This is a genomic window from Nocardia sp. NPDC057663, from assembly GCF_042799895.1.
GTDB lineage: Bacteria > Actinomycetota > Actinomycetes > Mycobacteriales > Mycobacteriaceae > Nocardia.
Genome location: NZ_JBHVHX010000001.1, coordinates 846218 through 870995 on the forward strand (window position 1 = coordinate 846218; position 24778 = coordinate 870995).

At 68.6% G+C, this 24778-nt stretch carries 26 protein-coding genes and 1 riboswitch; of the genes, 9 read left to right on the forward strand and 17 right to left on the reverse strand.

All coding sequences use genetic code 11. From position 1 onward, the window contains the following. The first annotated feature begins 41 nt into the window (after window positions 1-41). The 4 genes from ACFVAV_RS03955 to ACFVAV_RS03970 all read left to right on the forward strand — a co-directional run bounded on the left by ACFVAV_RS03955 (window position 42) and on the right by ACFVAV_RS03970 (window position 5297). Window positions 42-2318: an MMPL family transporter gene (locus ACFVAV_RS03955; RefSeq protein WP_379029468.1), complete on the forward strand. Its 2277-nt coding sequence runs from the start codon at window positions 42-44 to the stop codon at window positions 2316-2318. A 73-nt stretch (window positions 2319-2391) separates the two neighbouring features. Then, window positions 2392-2522, forward strand: a riboswitch (TPP riboswitch). After that, complete coding sequence (thiC, locus tag ACFVAV_RS03960) at window positions 2515-4167, forward strand: phosphomethylpyrimidine synthase ThiC (RefSeq protein ID WP_379029472.1); 1653 nt, start codon at window positions 2515-2517, stop codon at window positions 4165-4167. (Overlaps the previous riboswitch by 8 nt.) Window positions 4168-4247: 80 nt before the next feature. Next, the gene (locus ACFVAV_RS03965; RefSeq protein ID WP_379029475.1) at window positions 4248-4472 is read left to right on the forward strand and encodes a hypothetical protein; all 225 of its coding nucleotides are present in this window, start codon (window positions 4248-4250) and stop codon (window positions 4470-4472) included. Window positions 4473-4502: 30 nt separating this feature from the next. Beyond that, window positions 4503-5297 (forward strand): thioesterase family protein, encoded by a 795-nt coding sequence (locus ACFVAV_RS03970; RefSeq protein WP_379029478.1) that lies wholly within the window; start codon window positions 4503-4505, stop codon window positions 5295-5297. On the opposite strand, the gene ACFVAV_RS03975 is transcribed toward ACFVAV_RS03970, so the two are convergent. The 9 genes from ACFVAV_RS03975 to ACFVAV_RS04015 all read right to left on the reverse strand — a co-directional run bounded on the left by ACFVAV_RS03975 (window position 5298) and on the right by ACFVAV_RS04015 (window position 12147). Continuing rightward, window positions 5298-5810 carry an SRPBCC domain-containing protein gene (locus tag ACFVAV_RS03975; RefSeq protein WP_379029481.1) on the reverse strand — a complete coding sequence of 171 codons (513 nt, stop codon included), beginning with the start codon at window positions 5808-5810 and terminating at the stop codon, window positions 5298-5300. A gap of 15 nt (window positions 5811-5825) precedes the next feature. After that, a complete protein-coding gene (locus tag ACFVAV_RS03980) occupies window positions 5826-6155 on the reverse strand; it encodes an ArsR/SmtB family transcription factor (RefSeq protein WP_379029484.1) in 330 nt (109 codons plus the stop codon). Then, window positions 6145-6576, reverse strand: a complete 432-nt coding sequence (locus ACFVAV_RS03985; protein ID WP_218722137.1) for an SRPBCC domain-containing protein — start codon at window positions 6574-6576, stop codon at window positions 6145-6147. The genes ACFVAV_RS03980 and ACFVAV_RS03985 overlap by 11 nt, the downstream gene beginning before the upstream one ends. 73 nt (window positions 6577-6649) lie before the next feature. Then, window positions 6650-8170 carry an MFS transporter gene (locus tag ACFVAV_RS03990; protein ID WP_379029487.1) on the reverse strand — a complete coding sequence of 507 codons (1521 nt, stop codon included), beginning with the start codon at window positions 8168-8170 and terminating at the stop codon, window positions 6650-6652. A gap of 94 nt (window positions 8171-8264) precedes the next feature. Further along, a complete protein-coding gene (locus ACFVAV_RS03995; protein ID WP_379029489.1) occupies window positions 8265-9260 on the reverse strand; it encodes an ABC transporter substrate-binding protein in 996 nt (331 codons plus the stop codon). Window positions 9261-9298: 38 nt separating this feature from the next. Next, the gene (locus ACFVAV_RS04000) at window positions 9299-10051 is read right to left on the reverse strand and encodes an ABC transporter ATP-binding protein (protein WP_379029492.1); all 753 of its coding nucleotides are present in this window, start codon (window positions 10049-10051) and stop codon (window positions 9299-9301) included. A 97-nt stretch (window positions 10052-10148) separates the two neighbouring features. Next, window positions 10149-10955, reverse strand: a complete 807-nt coding sequence (locus ACFVAV_RS04005) for an ABC transporter permease (RefSeq protein WP_379029495.1) — start codon at window positions 10953-10955, stop codon at window positions 10149-10151. A gap of 57 nt (window positions 10956-11012) precedes the next feature. After that, a complete protein-coding gene (locus tag ACFVAV_RS04010) occupies window positions 11013-11423 on the reverse strand; it encodes a VOC family protein (protein WP_379029497.1) in 411 nt (136 codons plus the stop codon). A 76-nt stretch (window positions 11424-11499) separates the two neighbouring features. Then, window positions 11500-12147, reverse strand: coding sequence for a TetR/AcrR family transcriptional regulator (locus ACFVAV_RS04015; RefSeq protein ID WP_379029500.1), 648 nt, complete (start codon window positions 12145-12147; stop codon window positions 11500-11502). A gap of 89 nt (window positions 12148-12236) precedes the next feature. Between ACFVAV_RS04015 and ACFVAV_RS04020 the strand changes: the two genes are divergently transcribed. Further along, window positions 12237-13382: an epoxide hydrolase family protein gene (locus ACFVAV_RS04020; protein ID WP_379029503.1), complete on the forward strand. Its 1146-nt coding sequence runs from the start codon at window positions 12237-12239 to the stop codon at window positions 13380-13382. A gap of 104 nt (window positions 13383-13486) precedes the next feature. Here ACFVAV_RS04020 and ACFVAV_RS04025 read toward each other — a convergent pair whose 3' ends face one another. Continuing rightward, window positions 13487-14635 (reverse strand): GTP-binding protein, encoded by a 1149-nt coding sequence (locus ACFVAV_RS04025; RefSeq protein ID WP_379029506.1) that lies wholly within the window; start codon window positions 14633-14635, stop codon window positions 13487-13489. Between the two features lie 77 nt (window positions 14636-14712). Here ACFVAV_RS04025 and thiD point away from each other — a divergent pair, with 77 nt between their 5' ends. Next, on the forward strand, window positions 14713-15561 hold the full coding sequence (gene thiD / locus ACFVAV_RS04030) for a bifunctional hydroxymethylpyrimidine kinase/phosphomethylpyrimidine kinase (protein ID WP_379029509.1): 849 nt from the start codon (window positions 14713-14715) through the stop codon (window positions 15559-15561). Window positions 15562-15682: 121 nt separating this feature from the next. On the opposite strand, the gene ACFVAV_RS04035 is transcribed toward thiD, so the two are convergent. Beyond that, on the reverse strand, window positions 15683-16378 hold the full coding sequence (locus ACFVAV_RS04035) for a TetR/AcrR family transcriptional regulator (protein WP_379029512.1): 696 nt from the start codon (window positions 16376-16378) through the stop codon (window positions 15683-15685). A gap of 166 nt (window positions 16379-16544) precedes the next feature. On the opposite strand from ACFVAV_RS04035, the gene ACFVAV_RS04040 reads away from it, so the two are divergent. After that, window positions 16545-17330: a class I SAM-dependent methyltransferase gene (locus tag ACFVAV_RS04040; RefSeq protein ID WP_379029516.1), complete on the forward strand. Its 786-nt coding sequence runs from the start codon at window positions 16545-16547 to the stop codon at window positions 17328-17330. A 10-nt stretch (window positions 17331-17340) separates the two neighbouring features. On the opposite strand, the gene ACFVAV_RS04045 is transcribed toward ACFVAV_RS04040, so the two are convergent. Continuing rightward, window positions 17341-17847, reverse strand: coding sequence for a DUF6790 family protein (locus ACFVAV_RS04045; RefSeq protein WP_379029518.1), 507 nt, complete (start codon window positions 17845-17847; stop codon window positions 17341-17343). A gap of 148 nt (window positions 17848-17995) precedes the next feature. Here ACFVAV_RS04045 and ACFVAV_RS04050 point away from each other — a divergent pair, with 148 nt between their 5' ends. Both ACFVAV_RS04050 and ACFVAV_RS04055 read left to right on the forward strand, forming a co-directional pair. After that, window positions 17996-19369: a glycosyltransferase gene (locus ACFVAV_RS04050; protein ID WP_379029521.1), complete on the forward strand. Its 1374-nt coding sequence runs from the start codon at window positions 17996-17998 to the stop codon at window positions 19367-19369. Continuing rightward, on the forward strand, window positions 19366-21552 hold the full coding sequence (locus tag ACFVAV_RS04055) for a glycosyltransferase family 39 protein (protein WP_379029524.1): 2187 nt from the start codon (window positions 19366-19368) through the stop codon (window positions 21550-21552). The genes ACFVAV_RS04050 and ACFVAV_RS04055 overlap by 4 nt, the downstream gene beginning before the upstream one ends. A 227-nt stretch (window positions 21553-21779) precedes the next feature. On the opposite strand, the gene ACFVAV_RS04060 is transcribed toward ACFVAV_RS04055, so the two are convergent. The 5 genes from ACFVAV_RS04060 to ACFVAV_RS04080 all read right to left on the reverse strand — a co-directional run bounded on the left by ACFVAV_RS04060 (window position 21780) and on the right by ACFVAV_RS04080 (window position 24722). Then, window positions 21780-22559: an SDR family oxidoreductase gene (locus ACFVAV_RS04060; RefSeq protein WP_379029526.1), complete on the reverse strand. Its 780-nt coding sequence runs from the start codon at window positions 22557-22559 to the stop codon at window positions 21780-21782. Between the two features lie 66 nt (window positions 22560-22625). After that, entirely contained in the window at window positions 22626-23057 is a 432-nt protein-coding gene (locus tag ACFVAV_RS04065; RefSeq protein ID WP_379029529.1) for a PIN domain-containing protein, read from the reverse strand. Continuing rightward, window positions 23048-23254, reverse strand: coding sequence for a DUF2191 domain-containing protein (locus tag ACFVAV_RS04070; protein WP_379029532.1), 207 nt, complete (start codon window positions 23252-23254; stop codon window positions 23048-23050). Before ACFVAV_RS04070 ends, ACFVAV_RS04065 begins: the two co-directional genes overlap by 10 nt. A 72-nt stretch (window positions 23255-23326) precedes the next feature. Further along, the gene (locus ACFVAV_RS04075) at window positions 23327-23935 is read right to left on the reverse strand and encodes a TetR/AcrR family transcriptional regulator (RefSeq protein WP_379029534.1); all 609 of its coding nucleotides are present in this window, start codon (window positions 23933-23935) and stop codon (window positions 23327-23329) included. Between the two features lie 4 nt (window positions 23936-23939). Further along, window positions 23940-24722 (reverse strand): enoyl-CoA hydratase family protein, encoded by a 783-nt coding sequence (locus ACFVAV_RS04080; RefSeq protein ID WP_379029537.1) that lies wholly within the window; start codon window positions 24720-24722, stop codon window positions 23940-23942. Window positions 24723-24778: the final 56 nt, after the last annotated feature.

Genomic DNA, 24778 nt, shown 5'->3' on the forward strand with positions numbered 1-24778 from the left:
TGACGTTCGAGACGATCCCGAGCAGAGAGCCCCCCGACGAGATGTTGACGAGAATCGCCCGCACCGCCGTGGGTAGGCCCCGGCTGGTTGTCGCGGTCGCACTGTTGCTGATGATCCTGTGTGGCGCGATCGGCGCCACCGTGCACTCGCATATGAAATCGGGCGGATTCGTCACCGGCGATCTCGATTCGGTACAGGCGAGCCAGTACCTGAGCGAGCATTTCCCCGGCTCCGAGCCGAACTACGTCCTGCTCGTCACCGCCGAGGACGGCGCCGATTCGCCGGCGGCGCGCGCCGCTGCCGATGCCGCGATCGCCCAGCTGCGGTCGCATCCCGACATCGTCAGCGGTGTGCAGTCGTACTGGACCTCGCGTCCCGACCTGAAGCAGGCCCTGCGCAGCGAGGACGGCAAGCGGGCGCTCATCCTGGCCAGCATCGAGGGCGATGACGCCGAGCTGCCGGTCCGCGCGAGCAAGCTCAGCGAGGAAGTGCAGGTCGAGGGCGGGCCGGTGACGATCGAGGCGGGCGGTCTGGCCGCTTCGTTCTCCGATATCAACACCCAGATCAGCAAGGATCTGGTGATCGCCGAGGCCGTCGCCATCCCGATCACGGGTCTGCTGCTGGCTCTGGTGTTCGGCAGCGCCGTCGCCGCGGCACTACCCATCGCGATCGGCCTGTTCGCCATCGCGGCGGCGCTGGGCATCCTGCGGGTACTCACCGCGGTCACCGATGTGTCGATCTTCGCGCTGAACATGACCACCGCGCTCGGGCTGGCGCTGGCGATCGACTACAGCCTGTTCATCGTCAGCCGCTACCGCGAGGAACTGACCGCGGGCGCCTCCCCGACCGACGCCGTGATCCGGTCGATCCGCACCGCGGGCCGGACGGTCGTCTACTCGGCGCTGGTCGTCGCGCTGTCGCTGTCGGCGCTGCTGGTGTTCCCGCAGTACTTCTTCAAGTCGTTCGCCTACGCGGGCATCGCGGTCGTCGCCGCGGCCACCGCCGCCGCCGTGATCGTGCTGCCCGCACTGCTCATCCTGGTCGGCCCCCGCATCGATGCGCTCGACCTGCGAGCGCCGCTGCGCAAGCTGTTCCGGCGGGCGCCGCGCGCGGCGAAACAGCCGCAGCAGACATTCTGGTACCGCCTGGTCACCGCCGTGATGAAGCGGCCGCTGCCCATCGCGCTGGTCACGACCGCGTTCCTGCTGCTGCTCGGCTCGCCGTTCCTCGGCGTCCAGTTCGGCTACCCCGACGACCGCTCGCTGCCCACCGGGGTGGCCAGTCGCGAGGTCGGTGACGTGCTGCGCACCGAATTCGACGCCGACATGGCGTCGAGCGCGACCATCGTGCTGCCCGAGTTCCGTGGCACCCCCGCCGACCTGGACGGCTACGCCCGCGAGCTGTCCAAGGTGCCCGATGTGCCCGCCGTGCTCAGCAGCGCGGCCGTCTACCGCAACGGGCTGCGGGTGGCCGCCGGTGTTCCCGAGATGTCGGACGCGTCGGCGGGCGCGTACCTGACGGTCGCGACCACGCTCGACCCGTACTCCGACGCGGGCCGTGACCAGCTCGACGCGGTGCGCGCCGTCCCCGCTCCGTCCGATGCCCTGGTCACCGGCCCGGCCGCCCTCAACCAGGACTCGGTCACCGCGATCACCGGCAAGCTGCCGCTGGCCGGCGCGCTGATCGCGCTCACCACGCTGGTGCTGTTGTTCCTGTTCACCGGCAGTGTGGTGCTGCCGGTGAAGGCACTGGCCCTGAACATCCTGTCGCTGGCGGCGACCTTCGGCGCGATGGTCTGGATCTTCCAGGAGGGGAACCTGTCGGGGCTGCTCGGTTTCACCTCCACCGGCACCCTCAACCTGGCCATGCCCATCCTCATGTTCAGCCTGGCGTTCGGCGCTTCGATGGACTACGAGGTGTTCCTGCTCTCGCGGATCCGCGAGGAATGGCTGGCCGGGCCCAAGACGAACGAGGGCAACACCGAAGCCGTCGCCATGGGCGTCGCCCGCACCGGCCGCATCTTCACCGCCGCCGCGCTGCTGATGAGCATCGTGTTCCTCGGCGTGGCGACCTCCGGCGTGTCGATGATGAAGCTGTTCGGCCTCGGCTGCGCGCTGGCCGTGATCAGCGACGCCACCGTCATCCGCGGACTGCTCGCACCGGCGCTGATGCGGATGATGGGTCGGTGGAATTGGTGGGCGCCCAAGCCGCTGGTGTTGCTGCACAACAAGTTCGGTCTGCGCGAGGCCGACGAACCCGCGGTCGAGGCCGTGCCCGACCGGGCCGACAAGCCCGTCCTCGAACCGGCCTCGGTCTGAGCTGTTCGCGGCCCGTCCCGGACTTCCCGGGCGGGTCGCGAACCACGCCGGGTATCGTCGGCCTCGAAAAATTTCACACGCCAACGGGGGCTCGCACCAGCGGGCTGAGAGGACGGCTAGCCCATTCGAATAGGGCGCTCAGGGCCGTCGACCGTTTGAACCTGACCGGGTAATGCCGGCGTAGGGAGGAAACACCATGGGCACAGCCACGTCTTCGAACGGGAGCACCGCTCCGGTCGACACCGTCACCACCGGTCCGATCCAGGGCAGCGTCAAGCACTACCAAGAGGTCGACGGCCTGCGCATTCCGGTGCGCCGGATCAACCTCACCAACGGCGACCACTTCGACGTCTTCGACACCTCCGGCCCGTACACCGACGACAACGCGGTGATCGACCTCGAGGCCGGTCTGCCGAAGCTGCGCGACGAGTGGGACAAGCCCGCCGTCGACGGTCCGCCCACCCAGCTCGCCTGGGCGCGCCAGGGCATCATCACCTCGGAGATGCGCTTCATCGCCGCGCGCGAGGGTGTCTCGCCGGAGCTGGTGCGTGACGAGGTCGCCGCCGGCCGCGCGGTGATCCCGGCCAACCACAAGCACCCGGAGCTGGAGCCGACCATCATCGGCAAGAAGTTCCTGGTGAAGATCAACGCGAACATCGGCAACTCCGCGGTGTCGTCGTCGATCGCCGAAGAGGTCGAGAAGATGGTGTGGGCCTCGCGCTGGGGCGCCGACACCATCATGGATCTGTCGACCGGCAAGAACATCCACGAGACTCGCGAGTGGATCCTGCGCAACTCCCCGGTCCCGATCGGCACCGTGCCGATCTACCAGGCGCTGGAGAAGGTGAACGGTGATCCCACCAAGCTCACCTGGGAGATGTACCGCGACACCGTGATCGAGCAGTGCGAGCAGGGTGTGGACTACATGACCGTGCACGCGGGCGTGCTGCTGCGCTACATCCCGCTGACCGCCAAGCGCGTCACCGGCATCGTCTCGCGCGGTGGCTCGATCATGGCCGCGTGGTGTCTGGCCCATCACCAGGAATCGTTCCTGTACACGCACTTCCGTGAGCTCTGCGAGATCCTCGCGAAGTACGACGTCACCTTCTCCCTCGGCGACGGCCTGCGTCCCGGCTCGATCGCCGACGCCAACGACGAGGCCCAGTTCGCCGAACTGCGCACCCTCGGCGAGCTCACCAAGATCGCGAAATCCTATGGCGTGCAGGTGATGATCGAAGGCCCCGGCCACGTGCCGATGCACAAGATCGTCGAGAACGTGAAGCTCGAGGAAGAGCTGTGCGAGGAGGCGCCGTTCTACACCCTCGGCCCGCTGGCCACCGATATCGCGCCCGCCTATGACCACATCACCTCGGCCATCGGCGCCGCGATCATCGCCCAGGCCGGTACCGCGATGCTCTGCTACGTCACCCCCAAGGAGCACCTCGGCCTGCCCAACCGCGACGACGTCAAGGTCGGCGTGATCACCTACAAGATCGCCGCCCACGCCGCCGACCTCGCCAAGGGCCACCCGCACGCCCAGGACCGCGACAACGAATTGTCTAAGGCCCGTTTCGAATTCCGCTGGCACGACCAGTTCGCGCTCTCGCTCGACCCGGACACCGCCCGCGAATACCACGACGAGACCCTGCCCGCGGAACCCGCCAAGACCGCCCACTTCTGCTCCATGTGCGGCCCGAAGTTCTGCTCCATGCGTATCTCCGCCGACGTGCGCGAATACGCCGAAAAGCAGGGCCTCACCGACGTCGCCGCCATCGAAGCGGGCATGGCCGAGAAGTCGGCCGAGTTCGCCGACCAGGGCAACAAGGTCTACCTGCCCGTCGTCTCCTGACCGAACGGAGCCGAGCCCCCGACGTCCACCCCTGGATTTCGGGGGCTTTCCCTACTCCGGGCGATCAGTAGGGTGCTGGCATGTCTGCTCGCACGAAACGCATCGTCGCCGGGGCCGTCGCGGCCGCCGCCCTGTCTCTCTCCGCACCGCTCGGTACCGCTGCGGCGGCCTCGCCGCTGCCGGTCGCCGATTCCGGTTCGTCGTCCATCGGCTGCACGTCGACCGATATCAATCCCTGCCCCATCCGCCCGCTGCTCGACCTGCTCAGCGCGCTGACCAGTGGCTCCGCCGGAGGCGGCAACTAACCGCGAATCCCCTGCGGTAGCGTCGGCGATATGGCCGATGCGTTCTATCTCCCCGACCCGGCGGACCCGAACCGGTTCGAGTCGACCGAGCTCACCCGCGGCCCCTGGTCGCCGGACGCGCAGCACGCGGGGCCGCCCTCGGCGCTGCTCGGGCATGTGATCGAGCGGTGCGAGCCGCGGGACGGGTTCCAGGTCGGGCGGGTCGCGGTGGAGATCCTCGGGCCCGTGCCGCTGGCGCCGCTGACGGCGCGGGCCGAGGTGGTGCGGTCGGGGCGGAGCGTGGAATTGATCCAGGCGACGTTGTCGTCGGAGCGTGGGCCGGTGATGCAGGCCAACGCGTGGCGGCTCAAGCTCAGTGAGCCCGAACTCGATCTGCCGGTCGAATTCCTGCCGAGCGGTACGCGCCCGCTGCCGACGGCGACGGAACCCGAGGTGTTCCCCTCCGATCAGCAGATCGGTTTCCACACCGGTATCGAATACCGGTTCGCCTCCGGCTCTTTCGGGCGGCCGGGGCCCGCGGTCTGCTGGATCCGGTTGAAGTATCCAATCGTCGCGGGCACCACACCGAGCCCCCTGGAGCGGACGCTGGCCGCCGCCGACTCGGGCAACGGGGTGAGCTCGGTACTCGACTGGTCGAAGTACCTGTTCATCAATACCGACCTCACCGTCACCCTGCACCGGCAGCCGGTCGGCGAATGGGTGTGCCTGGACGCGGTGACCCATCCGCAGCCGCACGGCATCGGCCTCGCCGAATCGGCGTTGTTCGACGAGACCGGGCCGATCGGGCGCAGCACGCAGACGCTGCTCATCGCGCCGCGCGGCTGATCAGCGCAGGGCGTCCAGATTCACCAGGTCGTCGTTGCCGTGCTTGCGTAGTTCCGATTCCGCGGTGCTGGTGCGGCGGAACGGATCGCCCTGGCCGGTGGTGAGCAGGCCGCGCAGGCTCGTGGTGATATAGGCGCCCCAGGCGTTGGAGCACACCTCATAGCATTCGCCCGCGGGCACCAAACCCCGATGGGTGAAACGGATCTCGGTCCCGTCGGCGCCTTCGACGATGTCGAAGACGACGTCGGTGTCCTCCCATTCGGTGGTGTCGGCGACGAACGAGAGGTGCGAGTCGGTCACGTGCCAGACCAGGCGCCTGCCGGGGACGGACTCGGTGGTCGTCATGGTGCAGCGGTGGATTCCGGGGACCTCGAACAGATAGCTGTCGCCGACGGTGCCGGTGCTGCCCTCGATGGTCTCCGACCACCACGACCAGACGTCGTTGACGGCCGCGAAGACCTCGTCGGGGCTCTTGTCGACGGTGATGGTGACGGTGAAATCGGTGTCGCTCATTGCTTTTCCTTCCGGCTAGCCGTCCAGGTGGCGGCGCAGCGCGTCCAGCGGTCCGTCCCAGTCGCGCGCCAGCGCGGCCAGGAACTGTTGGGCCACTTGCATGGGTGCGGAATCGAGGCGGTAGCGCACGCGACGCCGTTCGCCGGGTTCCGCGATCACCAAGCCCGCATCTGCCAGCAGGGCAAGGTGTTTGGCGATCGCCTGCCGGGTGATCGGCAGGCGATCGGCGAGGTCGGTCGCGGTCGACGGCCCGTCCGCGGCGAGGGCGGCCAGGACCGATCGCCTGCTCGGGTCGGCCAGCGCGACGAAGACCCGCTCGGCGGTGGCCTCGAACTCAGGCCGCATCGAGGTACTCGACGAGCTCGCCCAGCTCGCTCTTCCAGCCACCGACATTGCCCTCGAACGCCTCCTTGTGCGCGTCCTCCGGCAGCTGCGCGAACCCGGACTCGACGACCGTGAGCCGGGTGCCGTCACCGTGCGGTTCGAGGGTGAACTCGACGTAGGTGCGCCGCGGGTCATCGTCAGGCAGGCCGTTGATCGGCCAGGTGTAGCCGAACACGGTCGGCTCCTCGACCCGCTCCACCCGCATATCGGCGGCGAACCCCTCTTTCCAGGTCATCCGCATGTCCCCACCCGGACGCAGGTCGATCTCCGCGGTATTGCCGAACCAGCTCGCGAGCCCCTCGGCGGTGGTGATCGCCGCCCACACCTTGGCGGGCGGATGGGCGAGCTCGACGGTCCGCACGATCTGATCAGGGAATCCCATGGTGTTCTCCTCAGTCAGTAGCAACCAGTTGGTTGCAACTCAGAGTATGGCAACCGATTGGTTGCGTCAAGGGTCAGTGCTCGCCGGTGACCCGGAAACCGCGCGGGACCAGCCACACCGCGCCGACCGCGACCAGCGCGACCACCACTGCGGAGATGTAGGAAGTCGTGGTGAGCGCGGTGTCGAAGGCATGGCTCGCGGTGTCGAGGAGCTGGGTGTGGGCTGGTTCGGGCAGCTCGGTGGCCACCTCGTAGGCCCCGCCGACCGAGCCGCTCGCCTGCTCCACCTTGTCGGCCGGGACCGGCGGGTTCGCCATGTGCTGACTGAAGATCCTGGCGTGCAGGCTGCCGAGCAGCGCGACACCGAAACCCACACCGACCTCGTAGTTGGTCTCCTCGACCGCGCCCGCCTGACCTGCCCGATCGGCGGGGACGGCGCCGACGAGAACCGCAGCGGCCGCGGTCACCGCCATGCCGTCGCCGAGCCCGAACGACACCAGGACCAGCGCGACCACCGGATAGGTCGTGGGTTCCGGACTCACCGCCAGCAGCAAGAAGCCCAGTGACACCGCGCCGAGGCCGACGCCGAGCACCGTGCGGACGCCGAACTTTTCCATCAGCATCGGCGTCAGCAGCGAGGCGGTGAGCAGAGTGAGCGCCGCGGGCAGCATCCGGATGCCGGCTTGCGACGGGCTGTAGCCGTGGACGTATTGCAGCCACAGCGAGACCAGGAACATCGCCGCGCCGATCGCCATCATGGCCAGCAGGGTCGCGACGGCGGCCGCGGTGAACGCGCCGTTGCGGAACAGGCGCACGTCCAGCAGCGGGTCGTCGGCGGTGAGCTGGCGGCGGACGAACCAGGCCATCGCGCCGATGCCGACCAGCAGGATCACCCAGTCGACCAGTCCCGCTTCGCCTTTGGCGAGATGCTTGACACCCCAGGCCAGGCACACGACGCCCGCGATCGACAGCACCGCGGCGAACCAGTCGAGGCTGCCCGCTTGCGGCGCACGGTATTCCGGCAGCACCCACAGCCCGACCACCACCGTCACCAGCACCACCGGCACATTCAGCCAGAACGCCGACGACCAGCCGAAGTGCTCGACCAGGAACCCACCGACGATCGGTCCCACCGTTGCGCCGACGCCCGCCACCGCCGCCCAGATCCCGATGGCCATGGTGCGCTCGCGCGCGTCGGTGAAGATATTGCGGATCAGCGAGAGGGTCGACGGCATCACCATCGCGCCACCGATGCCGAGCAGCACGCGGCCGCCGATCAGCTGGGCCGCGCTCCCGGCGGTCGCCGCGATCACCGAGGCGACACCGAACAGCACGAAGCCGCTGATGAACAACAGCTTTCGGCCCACCCGGTCACCGAGCGCACCCGTGGTGATGAGCAACCCACCGAGCACCAGACCGTAGATGTCGATGATCCACAGCTGCTCGAGCGGCCCGACCTGCAGATCGTCGATCAGCGACGGCAGGGCCACATTGAGAATCGTGGCGTCCATGGCCACCAGCAACAGGCTGGCGCACAGCACCCCGAGCATGACCCACCGGATCGTGCCGTAGGTCTTCTCCTGTGTGTCGCTCACGCTGGCCACCTCACCGCCGCTCGGCCGTCGACGTCCGTTGTCGACAAGCTACCGAGAGCGACCGGGCACGCCCGGTAATGCCTGCGGCAGGTTACTAGGCCTTGTCGAATCTGGTGTCGACGAAGGACTCGAAGTCGACCTTGCCGGGGATGGCCTTGGCCTTGGTGAAGGCGTCGGCGATCTCCTGTTCGGAGGCGATCACCTGGTCGGTGAGCTTGATCGGTTCCTTGATCGAGCGGGTCCAGGTGGTGCGGGAGGCGTCGATGCTGATCTGGGTGAGTTCGGCGTACCTGGTGGACCAGGTGTCGAGATTGTCCGACGACCACTTGGTGGCGGCGGCGTAGCGCTGGAAGAAGTCGGCGATGGCGGCGGACTTGCCCGCGTCGCCCACGGCCTTGTTGCCGGCGACCCAGAAGTTGTACCCGTTGGCGGCCTGGTCGGCGGTGGCGATCGACTTCGCGCCGATCTCCTTCTCGGCGATGGCGGTGTAGGGGTCCCACGTCGCCCAGGCGTCGACATCGCCCCGGGTGAGCGCGGTGTAACCGTCGGCCGGAGCCAGGTAGACCGGCTCGACGTCGCCGAGCGACAGGCCCGCTTTCTGCAGCTGCAGCAGCAGATTCGCATTGGCCGAGCTGCCCTTGTAGACGGCGACCTTCTTGCCCTTCAGCGCCGCGACGGAGCTGATCGAGGAGTCCTTGCCGACCAGGATCGCGTCGCCCTTGCCGGTGGCCGAGAGCGCGCCGACGATCTTGATGTCGGCATCGGCCGCCGCGCCGAAGATGACCGGGGTGTTGCCGGTCTGGGCGATGTCGATGCCACCGGCGCTGGCCGCCTCGACCAGCGGCAGGCCGGCGGTGAAGGTGGAGAACTCGATCTTGTAGGGCAGGTTCTCCAGCTGGCCGGAGGCCTTCAGCAGCACCTCGATCGAGATCGCTTTCTGGTCGCCGACTTTCAGCGTCACCGTGCTCAGATCAACGGGCCCCGACGGCGCGGCATCGGTTGCCGCGTCGTCACCGCAGGCGCTCAGCGAGAGCGCGGCGATGACGGCGAGGGCGAGCCCAGCCAGGCGGGTCTTCGGAGTGCGTTTCACGGGAACAACTTTCGTGCGTTGGGTGGTGCGCCAGATGGTCAGTGGGTGACGCCGAGCAGCGTGAGCAGTTGCGTGGCGTAGTCGGCGATGTCCGGGGCGCCCGCGGTGCGCGGTCGCGGCAGGTCGATGGGCACGTCGGCGGCGATGCGCCCCTCGTCGAGCACGAGCACGCGGTCGGCCAGCGTGATCGCCTCGAGCACATCGTGGGTCACCAGCAGCACGCCGAACGCGCGCTGGGCGTGCAGGCCGAGCAGCAGTTCGTGCATGGTCAGGCGGGTCAGCGCGTCCAGGGCGCCGAAGGGTTCGTCGAGCAGCAGCAGCGTCGGCTCGGCCACCAGCGCGCGTGCCAGTGCCGCGCGTTGCGCCTCACCACCGGACAGCGTCAGCGGCCACGCGTCCGCGCGACCGGCGAGGCCGACCTCGGCGAGCAGGTCGCGGGCGGCCCGCTCGCCGGCGCGGCGATTGCGCGGCTTGGGCCTGCCGAGGGCGACATTGCGCACCACCGGCTGCCACGGAATGAGCCGGGGTTCCTGGAACACGATCGTCGGCCTGCCCTCGACGGAAACCTCACCGCGACTGGCGGTATCGAGCCCGCCGATGATCCGCAACAGGGTGGACTTGCCCGATCCACTGCGCCCGACCAGCGCGACGATCTCGCCCGCACCGATCTCGAGATCGATGCCGTCGAGCACCGTACGCTGACCGAATCGCTTGCCCAGACCGGCGATTCGCGCGGCGGTCGGGCCGACGGCGGGTCTCGCGGAAAGGGATGTGACGGTAGCAGCGGTCATGACGAGATCCTCGCGATCGAAAGGCGGCTTGTGGTGGGCCGGCCGACAACCGGGACGGAGTAGGTCCCCGGGTTGGTGGAGGTGACGAAGACGGACATCAGTGGTGCACCGCCGGGCGCCAGCGCAGGGCGCGGCGTTCGAGGAGACGCACGATGGAGTCGGTGAGCAGGCCGAGCAGGCTGTAGATCACCAGGCCGAACACGACGATGTCGGTGCGCAGGAATTCACGGGCGTTGTTGACGACGAAGCCGAGACCCGCACTGGCATTGATCTGTTCGGCCACGATGAGCGAGAGCCAGGCGATGCCGAGACTTTGCCGGACACCGACCAGGATCTGCGGCAGCGCGCCGGGCAGGATCAGCAGCCGCAGCCGCTCGCCGAGGCCCAGTCGCAGGGCGCTGCCGAGCTCGAGCAGTTTCGGATCGAGCTGGCGGATACCGGCGAAGGTGTTGAGGTACAGCGGGAAGAACACGCCGAGCGCGATCAGGTAGACCTTCGGTTCCTCACCGATGCCGAACCAGATGATGAACAGCGGGATCAGGCCGAACAGCGGGATGGTGCGGATCATCTGCAGCGGCGGGTCGACCGCGTATTCGCCGATCTTGCTCAGCCCGGCGAGGACTCCGAGCGCCAGCGCGAGCACCGCGCCGAGCACGAAGCCGTACAGGGCGCGCTGGCCGGAGACCAGCAGCGCTTCACCGAGCTGGCCGGAACGGAAGGTCTCCAGTCCCGCGTCGAAGACGACCGACGGCGCGGGCAGCTTCTTGGCCGGGATCCAGCCGCTGGTGCTGCCGATCTGCCAGACGAGCAGCAGCACGATCGGCGAGAGCGCGCGCAGGAAGCCAGCGCGACGGTACAGCGGGATCCGTCGCTCGTCGGTTTCGATGGGGCTCGCCAACAGCATTCGTGCATGGTGCCCGCCCGGACAGGTCCCCCGACAGGGTTCGAATCAGCTCGAGAATTACCCGGCCCGGCTCGAGATCTGCTGGACGGCCCAGCCGTTGCCGTCGGGATCGCTGAAGAAGACGAAGCCGACATTGTCGAGCGGGTGCGGTGTCGGCGACGGGTTCTGCCCCAGCGACTGCACGTCGGTGACCTCGACGCCACGCGCCACCAATTCGGCGTGCGCCTGCTCGATATCGGGCACCACCAGCTGCAACCCCTTCAGCGACCCGGGCGGCATCTCGGGCACCGCGCCCTTGCCGATGACGATCGAGCAGCCGGACCCGGGCGGGGTGAGTTGCACGATGCGCACATCGTCGGAGATCACGGTGTCGTGGTCGACGACGAAGCCGAGTTGATTCGCGTAGAAATCCTTGGCCCGATCGATATCGGACACCGGGACGATCACCACTTCCAAGGTCCAGTTCACGACGTGCCTCCTGCGGTGTCGGATGGTCGCGCCAAGTCTGCCACCAGCCCCGCCTCGTCGCGGCCGAACGACCCGCTCATGGCCTGCGCTCCCACCGCCAGGCGTATTCGCCGACGGCTGGGGGTGGGCCTGGCAAGTCACCCTCGGCCGTCATGCCGTCGATCAGCAATGCCAGCACCCGCTGCCGCAGTTCGGAGGTCCGCACCGGATCGGGCATCGTCACGGCGGCGCAGGCTTCCAGCAGCAGTCCGACGTCCTGCGCGTCGAAATCGGACCGCAGCTGTCCACTCGCGTGGGCCCGGCGCACCAGCTCCGTGGCCGCCTCGCCCGAATGGGTCACGTCGGGCAGCATCGACTCGTCGGGGGTGAAGGTGCCGGCGAGCTTCACCGTCAGCGAGTGCACGTCGGCCTCGACCACCCGTTCCAGGAAGCCGACGAAACCACGCCAGCCATCCGAATCCTCCAGCGCCGCATCGGCTTCGGCGTTGAACCGGCGCAGCCCCTCATGGCACAGCGTGCGCAGCAGCACCTCCTTGCTCGGGTAGCGCCGGTAGAGCGCGCTGATCCCGACGCCCGCTCGTTCGGCGACGGCCGCGATCGGCGCGGTCGGGTCGTCGAGGAACACGGCGCGGGCGGCGTCGAGGATCAGCCCGTCGTTGCGCGCGGCTTGCGCCTTGCGGCCGGATAAGCGGGGCTGAGCTGCGGCTTCGGTCTGCTTCGGCATGAATATCAGCCTACCACTTGAAACGGAATGATCCGTTCTGCTACATTTGGAACAGAACGAAACATTCCGTTTCACTAGAAGGAGTCGTCATGACCACCACGGCCACCATCACCCCCTTCCGCATCGATGTCCCCCAGGCCCGTCTCGACGACCTCGCCGCCCGCCTGCGCGGCGCGCTGTACCCGGACGAGCTGCCCGGCGTCGGCGATTCCTACGGTGTCCCGGCCGATCGCGTCCGCGCCCTCGTCCAGTACTGGCTCGAGCAGTTCGACTGGCGCGCACTGGAAGCCGAGCTGAACGCGTACCCGCAGTTCACCACCGAGATCGAGGGTGAGGACATCCACTTCCTGCACATCCGGTCCTCGCGCCCGGACGCGACGCCGGTGATCCTGACCCACGGCTGGCCCGGCTCGATCCTGGAATACGTCGACGTCATCGCGCCGCTCACCGAGCCGGAGTCGGCCGAGGATCCCGCCTTCCACCTGGTCATCCCGTCGCTGCCCGGCTTCGGCTTCTCCGGCCCGACCCGCAGCACCGGCTGGAACCGCTACCGCACCGCCCGCGCCTGGGCGGAACTGATGGCACGTCTCGGCTACGAGCGCTACGGCGCCATCGGCAACGACGGCGGCTCGATGGTCTCGCCCGAGCTCGGCCGGATCGCGCCGGAGCAGGTGATCGGCGTGCACGTCACCCAGCTGTTCTCGTTCCCCTCCGGCGACCCGGCCGAGTTCGAGGGCCTCTCGGCGGCGGATATGGCCGCCTTGCAGCACCTGCAGTGGTTCCACGAGAACAAGATGGCCTTCAACACCCTGCACAGCCAGCAGCCGCAGACCCTGGCCTACGCCCTCGCCGACTCCCCGATCGGCCTGCTCGGCTGGAATTCCCAGCTGTTCGGTGAATCGCTCGACGCCCAGTTCATCGTCGCGAATGTGGCGCTGTACTGGCTCACCGGGACCGCGGGCTCCTCGCTGCGGTTCTACTACGAGGACGCGCACGCCACCGAGCACCCGGCCGAGCCGACCGTCGTGCCGACCGGGCTGGCGATGTTCGCGGGCGATTTCCAGTCGATCCGCCGGTTCGCAGAGCGCGACCACAGCAATATCGTGCGCTGGAATTCCTACGACACCGCCGCGGCATCCGGCGGCGCGAACGACGCGGCCGGGCACTACGCCGCGCACGAGGCGCCCGAGGTCCTGGTCGGCGATATCCGCCAGTTCTTCGCCGGCCTCGCCTGATTCGGCTTCGGTGCCGCGGCCCACGCTCCCCTCATCGGTGCGTGGGTCGCGACCCCTTCGAATCATGCACCAGCACAGTGTGATACGCGCCCCAAAGGCGGCAATCAGTGATGCTCGTGCAGGTCACCCCAGGCAGGGAAGGGATCGGCGTAGCCGGTCCAGGAGGCCGGACCCGCCACGAACTCCGCATCGGTGAGCAGCGCGGCGTCGAGTTCCCGCCGGACCCCGGCCTTATCGAGGCGCACTCCGATGACGACGAGCTCCTGTCCCGCGGGCACTTCGAGCGACGACCACCACGCCCCCGGTTCGAAGGTCAGATTCGGACCGGCCTGCGACCAGATCGCGGCGAGCTCGGGACGACTCGCGATCCAGCAGAACCCCTTGCTGCGCAACATCCCCCGCAGTACCGACAGCGCAACACCGAGCCGCTCCGGATGAAACGGGCGATCGGCGGTGTAGGTGAGACTGCTGATCCCGTACTCCTCGGTTTCGGGAGTGTGACCGCCTGCCAGCTCCTCGGCCCAGCCCTCGGTCTCGGCGGCCACCACCGGGTTGTACCGGCCGGTGCCGAGCACCTCGTCCAGATCGACGACGCCCTTCTCGGTGCGCAGTACGTGCGCCCGCGGGTTGAGCCGCCGCACCGTCGCCTCCACGGTGGCCGCGGCGTTCGCGCTCACCAGGTCGGTCTTGTTGATCAGCAGCACGTCGGCGAACTCCACCTGGTCGACCAGCAGATCGGCGATGGTGCGCGAATCACCCTCGCCCGCTTCGAGTTCCCGCTCGGCCAAGGCCTGGCCCTTGACCAGCTCGGCCAGGAAGGTCGAGGCGTCGACGACGGTCACCATGGTGTCGAGGCGGGCGAGATCGCCGAGGCGGAATCCGTCCTCGAACTCCCAGTCGAAGGTCGCGGCCACCGGCATCGGCTCGGAGATGCCGGTCGACTCGATCACCAGCTGGTCGAACCGCCCGTCGCGGGCGAGCCGGGCGACCGCCTCGATCAGGTCTTCGCGCAGCGTGCAGCAGATGCAGCCGTTGGTCAGCTCGACCAGTTTCTCCTCGGTGCGGTCCAGCTGCCCCTGGCCCGCGACCAGCGCCGCGTCGATATTGACCTCGCTCATGTCGTTGACGATGACCGCGACCCGGCGGCCGTCCCGGTTGGCGAGGATGTGGTTGAGCAGCGTGGTCTTGCCCGCGCCGAGGAAGCCGGACAGGACGGTGACGGGCAGGTGGGAGGGAGCGGCGGAGTTGGTCACCAGTTAATGGTAATGGTTTTCATTTCATGTTTGTGGGCGGGGTCCTGGAACCGGACAGCCGGTCGTAGGGTTGGGGCGTGAAGATGCTGCCGCTGACCCCCGATGGCCAGACCCCCGTCCGCGCGCTCACCATCGCGGGCACCGATTCCGGTGGCGGCGCGGGCATCCAGGCCGATTCGCGGACCATGGCGCTGTGCGGCGTGCACGCCTGCGTCGCGGTGGCGGCGGTGACCGTGCAGAACACGGTGGGCGTCAGCGGATTTCACGAGATCCCGCCGCAGATCGTGGCCGATCAGGTGCGGGTGGTCGTCCGCGATATCGGGATCGGCGCGGCCAAGACCGGCATGCTGGCCTCCACCGCGATCATCGAGGCCGTCGCCGGGGTGTGCCGGGAGGTCGGGATCGGGCGCGACGCCGCGGTCCCACTCGTCGTCGACCCGGTCGCCGCCTCGATGCACGGCGACCCGCTGCTGCACGCCGAGGCGCTGGACGCGGTGCGCAACACCCTCATCCCGCTGGCGACAGTGGTCACCCCGAATCTCGACGAGGTCCGCCTGATCACCGGCGTCGAGGTCGTCGACGACACCACCGCCCGCAAGGCCGCCGAGGCGCTGCACGCGCTGGGCGCGCAGTGGGCGATCGTGAAGGGCGGGCACCTGCGCGCCTCGGAGTACAGCACCGACCTGCTCTACGACGGCGACACCTTCCGCGAGTTCACCGCGCCGCGCATCGACACCGGCAACGACCACGGCGGCGGCGACACTCTCGCCGCGGCCATCGCCAGCGCGCTCGCCAACGGGTACCCGGTTCCCGACGCGGTCGCCTTCGCCAAGGAGTGGACCTATCGCTGCCTGGCCGCGTCCTACGATCTCGGCGCAGGCCACGGGCCGGTTTCCCCGCTGTGGCGGTTGCACACCGACGCCTAGCGCGGCGTCGCGAACTTGTCGGTGGGCGGGTTCATACTGAATTCGCCGCACCCCCCACCGGTTCCAACGGCGTAGCCGGCGAGAACAACGGAGTTCGTGCCGGGCGCGGCAGAAGGAAGCGTCAGTCGACGACGAACGCGTCGCGCAGCGGCTGCGACGGGTCGATCCTGACCCCGTTGAAGCGCGCGTGCGCCTGCGCCAGCGCCGAGATGCTCTCGGCCAGATACTCGACGAATCGCTCGACCGGCATCGCCGAGACTTCGCGCTGATTCGCGCCGAGCCACCAGTCCGTGGCCGAGGCCACCGCACCGAAAATCGAGTAGTTCACCAGTTCGATCCCGGCCACGTCGATCGACTCCGTCGGCAGCAGACCGGCGAAAAATTCGGCGGCGCGTCGCGCGGACTGCCGGGCGGCGACCAAGGCCCGTTCCGTTTCCTTGGCCTGCTGGCTGAAATGGCTGTGCAGCATGAACCGGAAGACATTCGGGTGTTCCGACACCACCGCCACGTATTCGGCAGCCGCGCGACGGACCAGGTCGGCGACGGAATCGTCGGTGAGATTCACCCCGCTGAGCATGCGTTCCCACAGCATGTCGCGCACCCGGTCGACGATCGCGTTGTAGAGGTCGGTCTTGTCCTCGAAATGCCGGTAGAGCTTCGGCTTGGCCGCGCCCGCTTCCTTGGCGATATCACCCATGCTCACATCGGGGCCGACCCGATCCAGGGCACGGAAGGCGGCGTCGACGAACTCGATGCGCACCTGCACCCGGTGTTCGCGCCACCGCTCGGTCCGCGCATCGACACGACGACCGGGCATCTCGTCTGCCTTCCGGTAACCCCGCGTCACGGGCAGAAGCCTATTGGGGCGGTCGGCTCCAGGTCTCCGCGGGGCAGTGTTTGCCAGACCGGCAATTTTCCTTGCTGGTTTTCGGCGGGGCACTGCACTATCGAATAGATTCCGCATCCCCGATCGAGGAGCCCCGATGACCGAACGACCGACCACCGCGAGTACATCGGTAACTCACCGGGTACGGGCAAACTCGCACCCCTCCGAACAGCAAGCCGCCAACGCGGCACGGGAGGCACACGAGTCTGGCCTGAATTCTCGGGGAGGCGGAACAGCACACGAGTCTGGCCTGAATTCCCGGGGAGGCGGAACAGCCCCCGAACAGTTCTGGGAAGACTTCTACCGCGAGCGGGACCAGATCTGGACAGGCAACGCCAACAAGACCCTGGTCAGCGAGGTCACCGGGCTGCCAGCGGGCACCGCGCTCGACCTCGGCTGCGGCGAGGGCGGCGACGCGATCTGGCTGGCTCAGCAGGGCTGGCAGGTCACCGCGGTCGACGTCTCCGCGACGGCGCTGGAACGCGGTGCCCGGCACGCGGCCGACGCGGGCGTGCGGATCACCTGGGAGCGCCACGACCTTCAGACGAGCTTCCCGGCGGGCACCTTCGACCTGGTCTCCGCGCAGTTCCTGCACTCACCGGTGGAACGTCCCGACGAGCGCCCGACCATCCTGCGCAAGGCCGCGGCCGCCGTCGCGCCTGGTGGCGTGCTGGTGATCGGCAGCCACGCGCACTGGCCGACCTGGGTGACCACCCCACCGCACGACGTCGTCTTTCCGACCATCGAGCAGATGCTCGCGCAGCTCGACCTCGGCCCCGAGTGGGAGGTGGAGGCCGCGGGACTGATCACCAGCCCGTCCAAGAGCCCCGACGGCGTCGAGGGCGAACGCGCCGACAGCGTGCTGCGCATTCGTCGCGGCTAGCACGGGGTGGTCAGCTACCCTGGGCGCCCGCTTCGGCTTTCGGCACCGCGTCGCCGTTGCTTCGTCGCGACAGCAGGTAGAGAACCCACATGACGATCGGCAGGAGGATGTCGGTCCACAGCGGGATCCCGATGTTGTAGGGCTTCGTGTTGTCCTCGGCCACCCAGAAGTAGATGTGCCCGGCCGCGTCGCCCCAGTACTGAATGGTCAAGACGACGATCGTGCACAACCAGAAGTGGCCACGGAACCAGTAGGCCATGATGCCGACCACGCCGATGGCCAGGTCGCCCATCGCGTTCTCCCATTGGAAGCCGCCGTCGCCACGGGTGTAGCCGATCTGCTCGGCGACATTCGCGCCGTCGAAGATATGCGCGGCCGCGCCGAGAACGGACGCGACGCCGACGACAGCCACCATCCACCACACCATGTGGATGTCGGCCGCCGGGCGGCCCGGCCGGCGTCGGCTCTGCACGAACCCGCCGACGAGGGCGACCAGCACCGCGATGATGGTGGGCATCGGAGAGCCTCCATGCTTCCAGCCGATCACTGTTCCAGCATGTCGTCGAGCCCGCTCAGTTTAGCGGGCTCGGCGCCTTCCGCCGATCCCCAGCAACCTCCCAGCTCGGTCCCAGCCCGGTGGCAGCGCCGCCGTCGAGGGTGGTGCCATGACCCAGACCGAGGCCGAGCCACAGACCACGCAGAGCACCCGCGCGCCGGTGCTCGACGTGGTGATTCCCGTCTACAACGAAGAGACCGATCTAGGTGTGTGCGTGCGCAGGCTGCACGCCTACCTGCGCGCGGGATTCCCGTTCACCGCCCGGATCACGATCGCCGACAACGCCAGCACCGATGCCACCCTGGCGGTGGCGCGGCTGCTGGCCGACGAGCTCGACGGCGTGCAGGTGCTGCACCTGGAGGCCAAGGGCCGCGGCCGGGCGCTGCGCACCGCGTGGGCCGGATCGGACGCGGCGGTGGTCGCGTACATGGACGTCGACCTGTCGACCGACCTGAACGCGCTGCTGCCGCTGGTCGCCCCGTTGGTGTCGGGCCACTCCGACCTCGCGATCGGCACCCGGCTCGACGCGGCGGCCAGGGTGGTGCGCGGACCCAAGCGCGAGATCATCTCCCGCTGCTACAACCTGCTGCTGAAAACCACACTGCGCGCGCACTTCTCCGACGCGCAGTGCGGTTTCAAGGCCGTCCGCACCGAGGTCGCCCGTGAGCTGCTGCCGCTGGTGCGCGACGGTGAATGGTTCTTCGACACCGAACTGCTCGTCCTCGCCGAGCGCGCGGGGCTGCGCATCCACGAGGTGCCCGTCGACTGGATCGACGATCCCGACAGCCGGGTCGACATCATCGACACCGCGCGCAAGGATCTACGCGGGATCTGGCGGCTGACCAGGGCGCTGACCACCGGCGCGCTGCCGCTGGACGAACTGCGCGCCGCCGTCGGCCGGGAGCCGCTGGTTGCCGGGGTGCCGCTCGGAATGGTCGGCCAGTTGGTGCGGTTCGCGATCGTCGGCGTGAGCTCGACGCTGGCCTACATCGTGCTGTACCTGCTGCTGCAACCGCTGTTCGGCGGCCAGGGCGCGAATCTGGTGGCGCTGCTGGTGACCGCGGTGGGCAATACCGCAGCCAACCGGACGTTCACGTTCGGTGTGCGGGGCCGTAGAGACGCGGTGTCGCACCAGTTCCAAGGCCTGGCAATCTTCGGGTTCGGGCTCGCGATCACCAGCGGCTCACTGTTCGCCCTGCACCGCTGGGCACCCGACGCACCCGTCGCGGTGGAACTCGGTGTCCTCGTCACAGCCAATCTCGTTGCGACACTCGCCCGTTTCGTCGGCCTGCGCTGGGTCTTCCGGCATGCGGGCTCCGACCGCACCGCGAGCATCGCTGACGGCTCGGCTTACCGGCGCTCGGCCACCGAGTCCGCCGCATGTGTCACCACCGACGGTACTGCGGCAGCCGACCGCCCGGTGACCATCACCGGCGGCACGGATTCGACAGCGCGGCCGAGCACGATGGAGGTGCGTCGATGACTGCGACGATCGAGCGACGAGCTTCTACCGGCGCCGAGACCACAGCTGTGGCTCGAAAACGCTGGGAAGTACCGGGCTTGGCGGTGTTGCTGGTCGGCACTGCCATCGCCTATCTGATCAATCTGAGCGCCAACGGGTGGGCCAACGACTTCTATGCCGCTGCCGTGCAGGCGGGTTCGCAATCGTGGGAGGCGTTCTTCTTCGGCTCCTCCGATGCGGCGAACTCGATCACCGTCGACAAACCACCGGCCTCGCTGTGGGTGATGGAGCTGTCGGTGCGCCTGTTCGGGCTCAACAGCTGGAGCATGCTCGTTCCGCAGGTGCTGCTCGGCGTCGCGTCGGTCGCGGTGCTGTGGGCGGCGGTGCGCCGGTCGTTCGGACCCGCCGCGGGATTGATCGCGGGCACGGTGCTCGCGGTGACTCCCGTCGCGGTGCTGATGTTCCGGTTCAACAACCCCGACGCCCTGCTGGTGCTGCTGATGACCGCGGCGGCCTGGGCGATGACCCGTGCCGTCGCCGACGGCCGGTGGCGGTGGCTGCTGCTCACCGGCGGCCTGATCGGCTTCGGCTTCCTCGCCAAGCAGTTGCAGGTACTGCTGGTGGTACCCGCGCTGGCGCTGACCTATCTGTTCGCGGGTCCGCCCAAGCTGGGCAAGCGCATCGCGCAACTGTTCGCCGCCGGTGCCGCGATGGTCGTCGCCGCCGGCTGGTGGTTGCTGACCGTCGAGCTCTGGCCTGCCGATCAGCGGCCGTGGATCGGTGGGTCGCACGAGAATTCGATCATCGAACTCACCCTCGGCTACAACGGACTCGGCCGGTTGAACGGCAACGAGCGCGGCAGCGTCGGCCCCGGCGGTGAACTGCCCGCGGGTGGCAACGGGATGTGGGGCAGCACCGGGATCACCCGGCTGTTCGAACCCGCCCAGGGCGGTCAGATCGCCTGGCTGATCCCGGCTGCCCTGGTCGCCCTGGTCGCCGGACTCGTGCTGTGCGGACGCGCGCCGCGCACCGATCGGCGCCGTGCCGCGCTGATCCTGTGGGGCGGTTGGCTACTCGTCACCGGCCTGGTGTTCAGCTTCATGGCGGGGATCTTCCACCAGTACTACACGGTGGCTCTCGCGCCCGCCGTCGCCGCGCTGGTCGGCATCGGCGCCGTGCAGCTCTGGGGTGCGCGGGACCGGCTGTGGGTGCGTCTGAGCTGCGCTCTCGGCCTGGGCCTCACGACCGCGACTGCGTGGGTGTTGTTGTCACGCAGCGCTTCCTTCCAACCGTGGCTGCGCTGGACGATCCTGGTGGTCGGGGTGCTCGTGACGATCGCCGCCGCCTTCCCACTCGCGCGCAGGCAATCGGTGATCGCCGCGCTCGCCGCCGCCTTCATCGGGCTCGCCGGGCCGGTCGCCTACTCGATCGACACCATCGCCACCGCGCATTCCGGTGCGATCCCGTCTGCCGGACCGAATGCCGGTGGGATGGGCGGGATGGGCGGGCCCGGTATGCGTCCCGACGGGGGTGACGGCCGGATGGGTGCCGCCCCCGGCAACACCGGAACCGGCGCCACACCGCCGGACGGCTCCCAAGGCGGTGCCATGCCCCCGGACGGCTCCGCCGGGCAGGGCGGCCTTATGCCACCGGACGGCTCAACTACCCCGGGCGGCAGCTCCACACCGCCGGACGGTTCCACCGCGCAAAGCGGTAGTACGCCCTCGGACGGCGCTGCCGCACCGAGCAGCAGCACACCATCGGGTGGTTCGGCGAGTCAGCGAGGCGCGTCGCAGCAGGACGGTGCCATGCAGGGTGATCGCATGGGCGGTGCGGGCGGCCTGCTCGGCGGCTCACGTCCGAGCGACCAGATCGTCACGCTGCTCGAACAGAACGGTGGCGACTACACCTGGGTCGCCGCGACGGTCGGCTCCAACAGCGCCGCCGGGTACCAGCTGGCCACCGAACTGCCCGTGATGCCGATCGGCGGCTTCAACGGCAGCGACCCGTCCCCCACCCTCGAACAGTTCAAGAACTATGTCACCGAGGGCAAGATCCACTACTTCGTGGCGGGCGGCCGGGGCGGACCCGGCGGGAACAGCGAGTCGACCAGCTCGGCCATCACCGCCTGGGTGACGGCGAACTACACCGCCACCACGGTCGACGGGGTGACCCTCTACGACCTGACCCAACCCAAGTCGTAGCCAACACTCGAGGCCGGGCCTGGCGGATCGCACTGATCCTCCAGGCCTGTTCTCGGCGCCGAGCCGACATGCTCGCGATTCAACCAGTTGCGCGGGAGAAACCGGCGGCTGACCTGCCGCCGTCGTCGGGTCGGCGCACCCAGCGTCGGCAGGGCGCCCAGCACCTCGCTCGACACCGTCGCCGACCCGGCAGGCACCGTGCGGCAGCTCTTCGCACGGAGGCGGAGTCACCGACCGGACGGAACGGTCGCGGCGACCCACTCGGCGAAGGTCGGGCCTGCGAGGGTGGCGTGGGCGGAGGGCAGCAAGGTGCCGTTCTCGAACTGCTCGCGATCCGGGTTGGCGTTGTCGGAGACCTCGATGATCTGGAGGGCGTCACCACGGGCAGCGACGAGTGCGGTGGCAGCGGCGGCCATCGTCTCCGGCTGCGGACCGGCGATCTCGGGGAACGGGATCTCCTCGGCCGGAATCGGATTCGTCGCGAGATCCACCAGCGCCTCGGCGACGGTGCGCGCGGCGACCAGCTGGGTGCGCATCCGCGGCAGGTAGGCGACCTCGCCCTGGGTGCCCCACTGCACCATCACCTCGACGAGCTCGTGGAACTGGGCGGCGCGCAGAATCTGCACCGGCACAGCTCCTTTCAGCAGTTCCTGCTCGTGGGTGAGCTTGGCGGCGTTGTAGCCGGCGAGGGAGCCGTCGATGCCGATGATGGAGACCACGACGAGCCGTTCCACCCCGGCACGCTCACCCGCCGCGTGCAGGTTGCGGGCGGAGGCGGTGAAGAACTCCGTCGCCACCTGCTGATCCGCCGACGGGGTGCTCGACGCGTCGATCACGATGTCCACCCCGGTCAGCGCCTCGTCGAGGCCCGCACCGGTCTCGATGTCGACGCCGTTCGCACGGGAGAACGCCACGACCTCGTGTCCGCGCTCGGTCAGCACGTCCACGACGTGCTTGCCCAGCCGGCCGGTCGCACCCGCCACCGCGATCTTCTTCTGCTCACCCATGATCTGCTCCTTCGTAGCTTCTTTCGCGTTCACAGAGACGACGAAGCAGCGCGGCGGAGTGTGACATCAGGATGATTCGAGGCTCCCTCGTGGCGCTATCCAGCGGTGATTGAGGTCGACGACCGAGGCGACCGCTTCGAAATCCGCGTCGTAGTGGATCAGGACCAAGCGATGTTCGACCGCCAGAACCGAGGCGAGCAGGTCGTGGATGCCGACCGATCGGTGCCGCCCCGAACGTGCCAGTTCCCCTTGAACGACGAACGCGCTGTGCCAGTGTTCGTCGTTGGTGGGCAGATATTCGTAGGCCGCCCGCCGACGGAACCGGATCTCCTCGTACTCGGCCGGATTTCGGGCGCTGTACAGCGCCTCCGAATCAAGCGGGCCACAGGTGGCGATCAACCCCGCTTTGATCAGCGGAGCAATTTCGGCGGCGACTCCGGGATGCCGCATCCGCGCGGATGCGCTCGTGTCGAGCAGGTAGCGCGCCGTTATCGCCATACGTCGTCACGCCGTTCCTTGTCGGCCATCTCGGCCATACCGCCGTTGATCAACCACTCGACTTCGCGAGCACGTGCACGAGCCACCACAGCTGAGTTCAGCGCGGCGCGAACGGTATCGGAGACGCCCGAAGTCCCGAGTGCGGCCTGCGCGGACTCGAGTAGTTCGTCGTCGATCTCGATAAGTCGCTTGGTCATGTCACAGTCCCTCGATATATCCCCCATTCGTGGAGTATATACACGGAACTGCGCAGGTCACAAGGGTTGTTCCTAGGCGTTGAGTGCCGCGTGCAGGGTGGACGCCCACTGCTCGACGATCAGTTTGCGGCGCGCGGAGTCGTCGGTGAGGACATCGGCGAGGCCGAGTCCGCGGGCCAGGTCGAGGGTCGCCTGGACCAGGTGATGATTGACCGGATCGGAGTCGTCGACGCCGAGCGCTTCGACGGCGCGACGGTGGGCGATACGGCCGAAGCGGGCCTCGAGCGGGACGATCCGCTCGCGCAGGGCCGGGTCGGCGGCGGCATGGGTCCACACCTGCAACGCCGCCTTGAACAGCGGCGAGGTGTAGGACTCGACCAGGCCGGAGACGACCGCGCGGGTGCGGCCGACCCCCTCGGCGACCTCGCTGATGGCGGCGGCCTCCGCGGCCGACTGGTCCATCCTGGTGTCGAACATGTACTCGAGCGCGCCGGTGATCAGGTCTTCCCTGGTGGGGAAATGGTGCTGGGCCGCACCGCGCGACACCCCGGCCCGTTCGGCGACCACCGACACGGTGGCGGCTGCCCAGCCGGTTTCGGCCAGGCAGTCGATGGTCGCCTCGAGCAGCCGCTGCCGGGTGGCCCGGCTGCGGTCCTGCTTGGGTTCGTGGGGTGTCGCCATCGGACTATTGTGCCCAGCTGGGCGGGCGCTTCTGGAAGAAGGCGGTCATGCCCTCGATCACCTCGGGGGTGCCGAAGAAGCCGGCCGAGCGCTGCGCGAGCTCCTCGGCCTCGGCGTCGAAGCGCGCGAGCAGGACCGAGTTGACCAGCTTCTTGGACTCGGCCAGACCCTGCGGCGAACCCTTGCGCAGCTCGCCACACAGGCGTTTCACCTCGGCGGCGGCATCGGCGGCCGCGATGGTGACCAGCCCGATCTCCTGCGCGGTCGCGGCGTCGAACTTCTCGCCCGTCAGGAAGTAGCGGCTCGCCGAGCGCTGGTCCATGCGCGGCACCAGCGTGAGCGAGATCATGAACGGCGCCATGCCGATGCGCACCTCGGTGAGGGCGAAACTGCTGCCGGGTCCGGCGACGACGAGATCGCAGGCGCCGATGATGCCCATGCCACCGGCGCGGACATTGCCGTCGATCTGGGCGACGACCGGCTTGGGCGAGGCGAGGATGCCGCGCAGCACGTCGATCATCACGCGGGTCCGCTGATCGGCCGCGGTCGCCGGGTCGGCGGTGCTCGCCTCTTTCAGGTCGGCGCCCGCGCAGAAGGTGTCGCCGGTGTGCGCGAGCACGATGCCGCGGACCGCGGGGTCGGCGTTCGCCGCGTCCAGTCCAGCCAGCAGCTCACGAACCAGCTTGGACGAGAGCGCATTGCGGTTGTGCGGGGAATCGAAGGTCAGCGTCGCGAACCTATCGACGACCTCGTAGCGGACATAGGGCGCAGCTTCAGGATCACTCATCGAACCCACCTCAACCTTTCCTAGATCAAACTCAACTCTGACCGCACACCCAGCCC

Bases quoted from the DNA above. Each gene is read 5' to 3' on its own strand.
- ACFVAV_RS03955 (WP_379029468.1), top strand. From the start codon at position 42: ATGTTGACGAGAATCGCCCGCACCGCCGTGGGTAGGCCCCGGCTGGTT.
- thiC (WP_379029472.1), top strand. From the start codon at position 2,515: ATGGGCACAGCCACGTCTTCGAACGGGAGCACCGCTCCGGTCGACACC.
- ACFVAV_RS03965 (WP_379029475.1), top strand. From the start codon at position 4,248: ATGTCTGCTCGCACGAAACGCATCGTCGCCGGGGCCGTCGCGGCCGCC.
- ACFVAV_RS03970 (WP_379029478.1), top strand. From the start codon at position 4,503: ATGGCCGATGCGTTCTATCTCCCCGACCCGGCGGACCCGAACCGGTTC.
- ACFVAV_RS03975 (WP_379029481.1), bottom strand. From the start codon at position 5,810: ATGAGCGACACCGATTTCACCGTCACCATCACCGTCGACAAGAGCCCC.
- ACFVAV_RS03980 (WP_379029484.1), bottom strand. From the start codon at position 6,155: ATGCGGCCTGAGTTCGAGGCCACCGCCGAGCGGGTCTTCGTCGCGCTG.
- ACFVAV_RS03985 (WP_218722137.1), bottom strand. From the start codon at position 6,576: ATGGGATTCCCTGATCAGATCGTGCGGACCGTCGAGCTCGCCCATCCG.
- ACFVAV_RS04000 (WP_379029492.1), bottom strand. From the start codon at position 10,051: ATGACCGCTGCTACCGTCACATCCCTTTCCGCGAGACCCGCCGTCGGC.
- ACFVAV_RS04005 (WP_379029495.1), bottom strand. From the start codon at position 10,955: ATGCTGTTGGCGAGCCCCATCGAAACCGACGAGCGACGGATCCCGCTG.
- ACFVAV_RS04015 (WP_379029500.1), bottom strand. From the start codon at position 12,147: ATGCCGAAGCAGACCGAAGCCGCAGCTCAGCCCCGCTTATCCGGCCGC.
- ACFVAV_RS04020 (WP_379029503.1), top strand. From the start codon at position 12,237: ATGACCACCACGGCCACCATCACCCCCTTCCGCATCGATGTCCCCCAG.
- ACFVAV_RS04035 (WP_379029512.1), bottom strand. From the start codon at position 16,378: ATGCCCGGTCGTCGTGTCGATGCGCGGACCGAGCGGTGGCGCGAACAC.
- ACFVAV_RS04040 (WP_379029516.1), top strand. From the start codon at position 16,545: ATGACCGAACGACCGACCACCGCGAGTACATCGGTAACTCACCGGGTA.
- ACFVAV_RS04045 (WP_379029518.1), bottom strand. From the start codon at position 17,847: ATGCCCACCATCATCGCGGTGCTGGTCGCCCTCGTCGGCGGGTTCGTG.
- ACFVAV_RS04050 (WP_379029521.1), top strand. From the start codon at position 17,996: ATGACCCAGACCGAGGCCGAGCCACAGACCACGCAGAGCACCCGCGCG.
- ACFVAV_RS04055 (WP_379029524.1), top strand. From the start codon at position 19,366: ATGACTGCGACGATCGAGCGACGAGCTTCTACCGGCGCCGAGACCACA.
- ACFVAV_RS04060 (WP_379029526.1), bottom strand. From the start codon at position 22,559: ATGGGTGAGCAGAAGAAGATCGCGGTGGCGGGTGCGACCGGCCGGCTG.
- ACFVAV_RS04065 (WP_379029529.1), bottom strand. From the start codon at position 23,057: ATGGCGATAACGGCGCGCTACCTGCTCGACACGAGCGCATCCGCGCGG.
- ACFVAV_RS04070 (WP_379029532.1), bottom strand. From the start codon at position 23,254: ATGACCAAGCGACTTATCGAGATCGACGACGAACTACTCGAGTCCGCG.
- ACFVAV_RS04075 (WP_379029534.1), bottom strand. From the start codon at position 23,935: ATGGCGACACCCCACGAACCCAAGCAGGACCGCAGCCGGGCCACCCGG.
- ACFVAV_RS04080 (WP_379029537.1), bottom strand. From the start codon at position 24,722: ATGAGTGATCCTGAAGCTGCGCCCTATGTCCGCTACGAGGTCGTCGAT.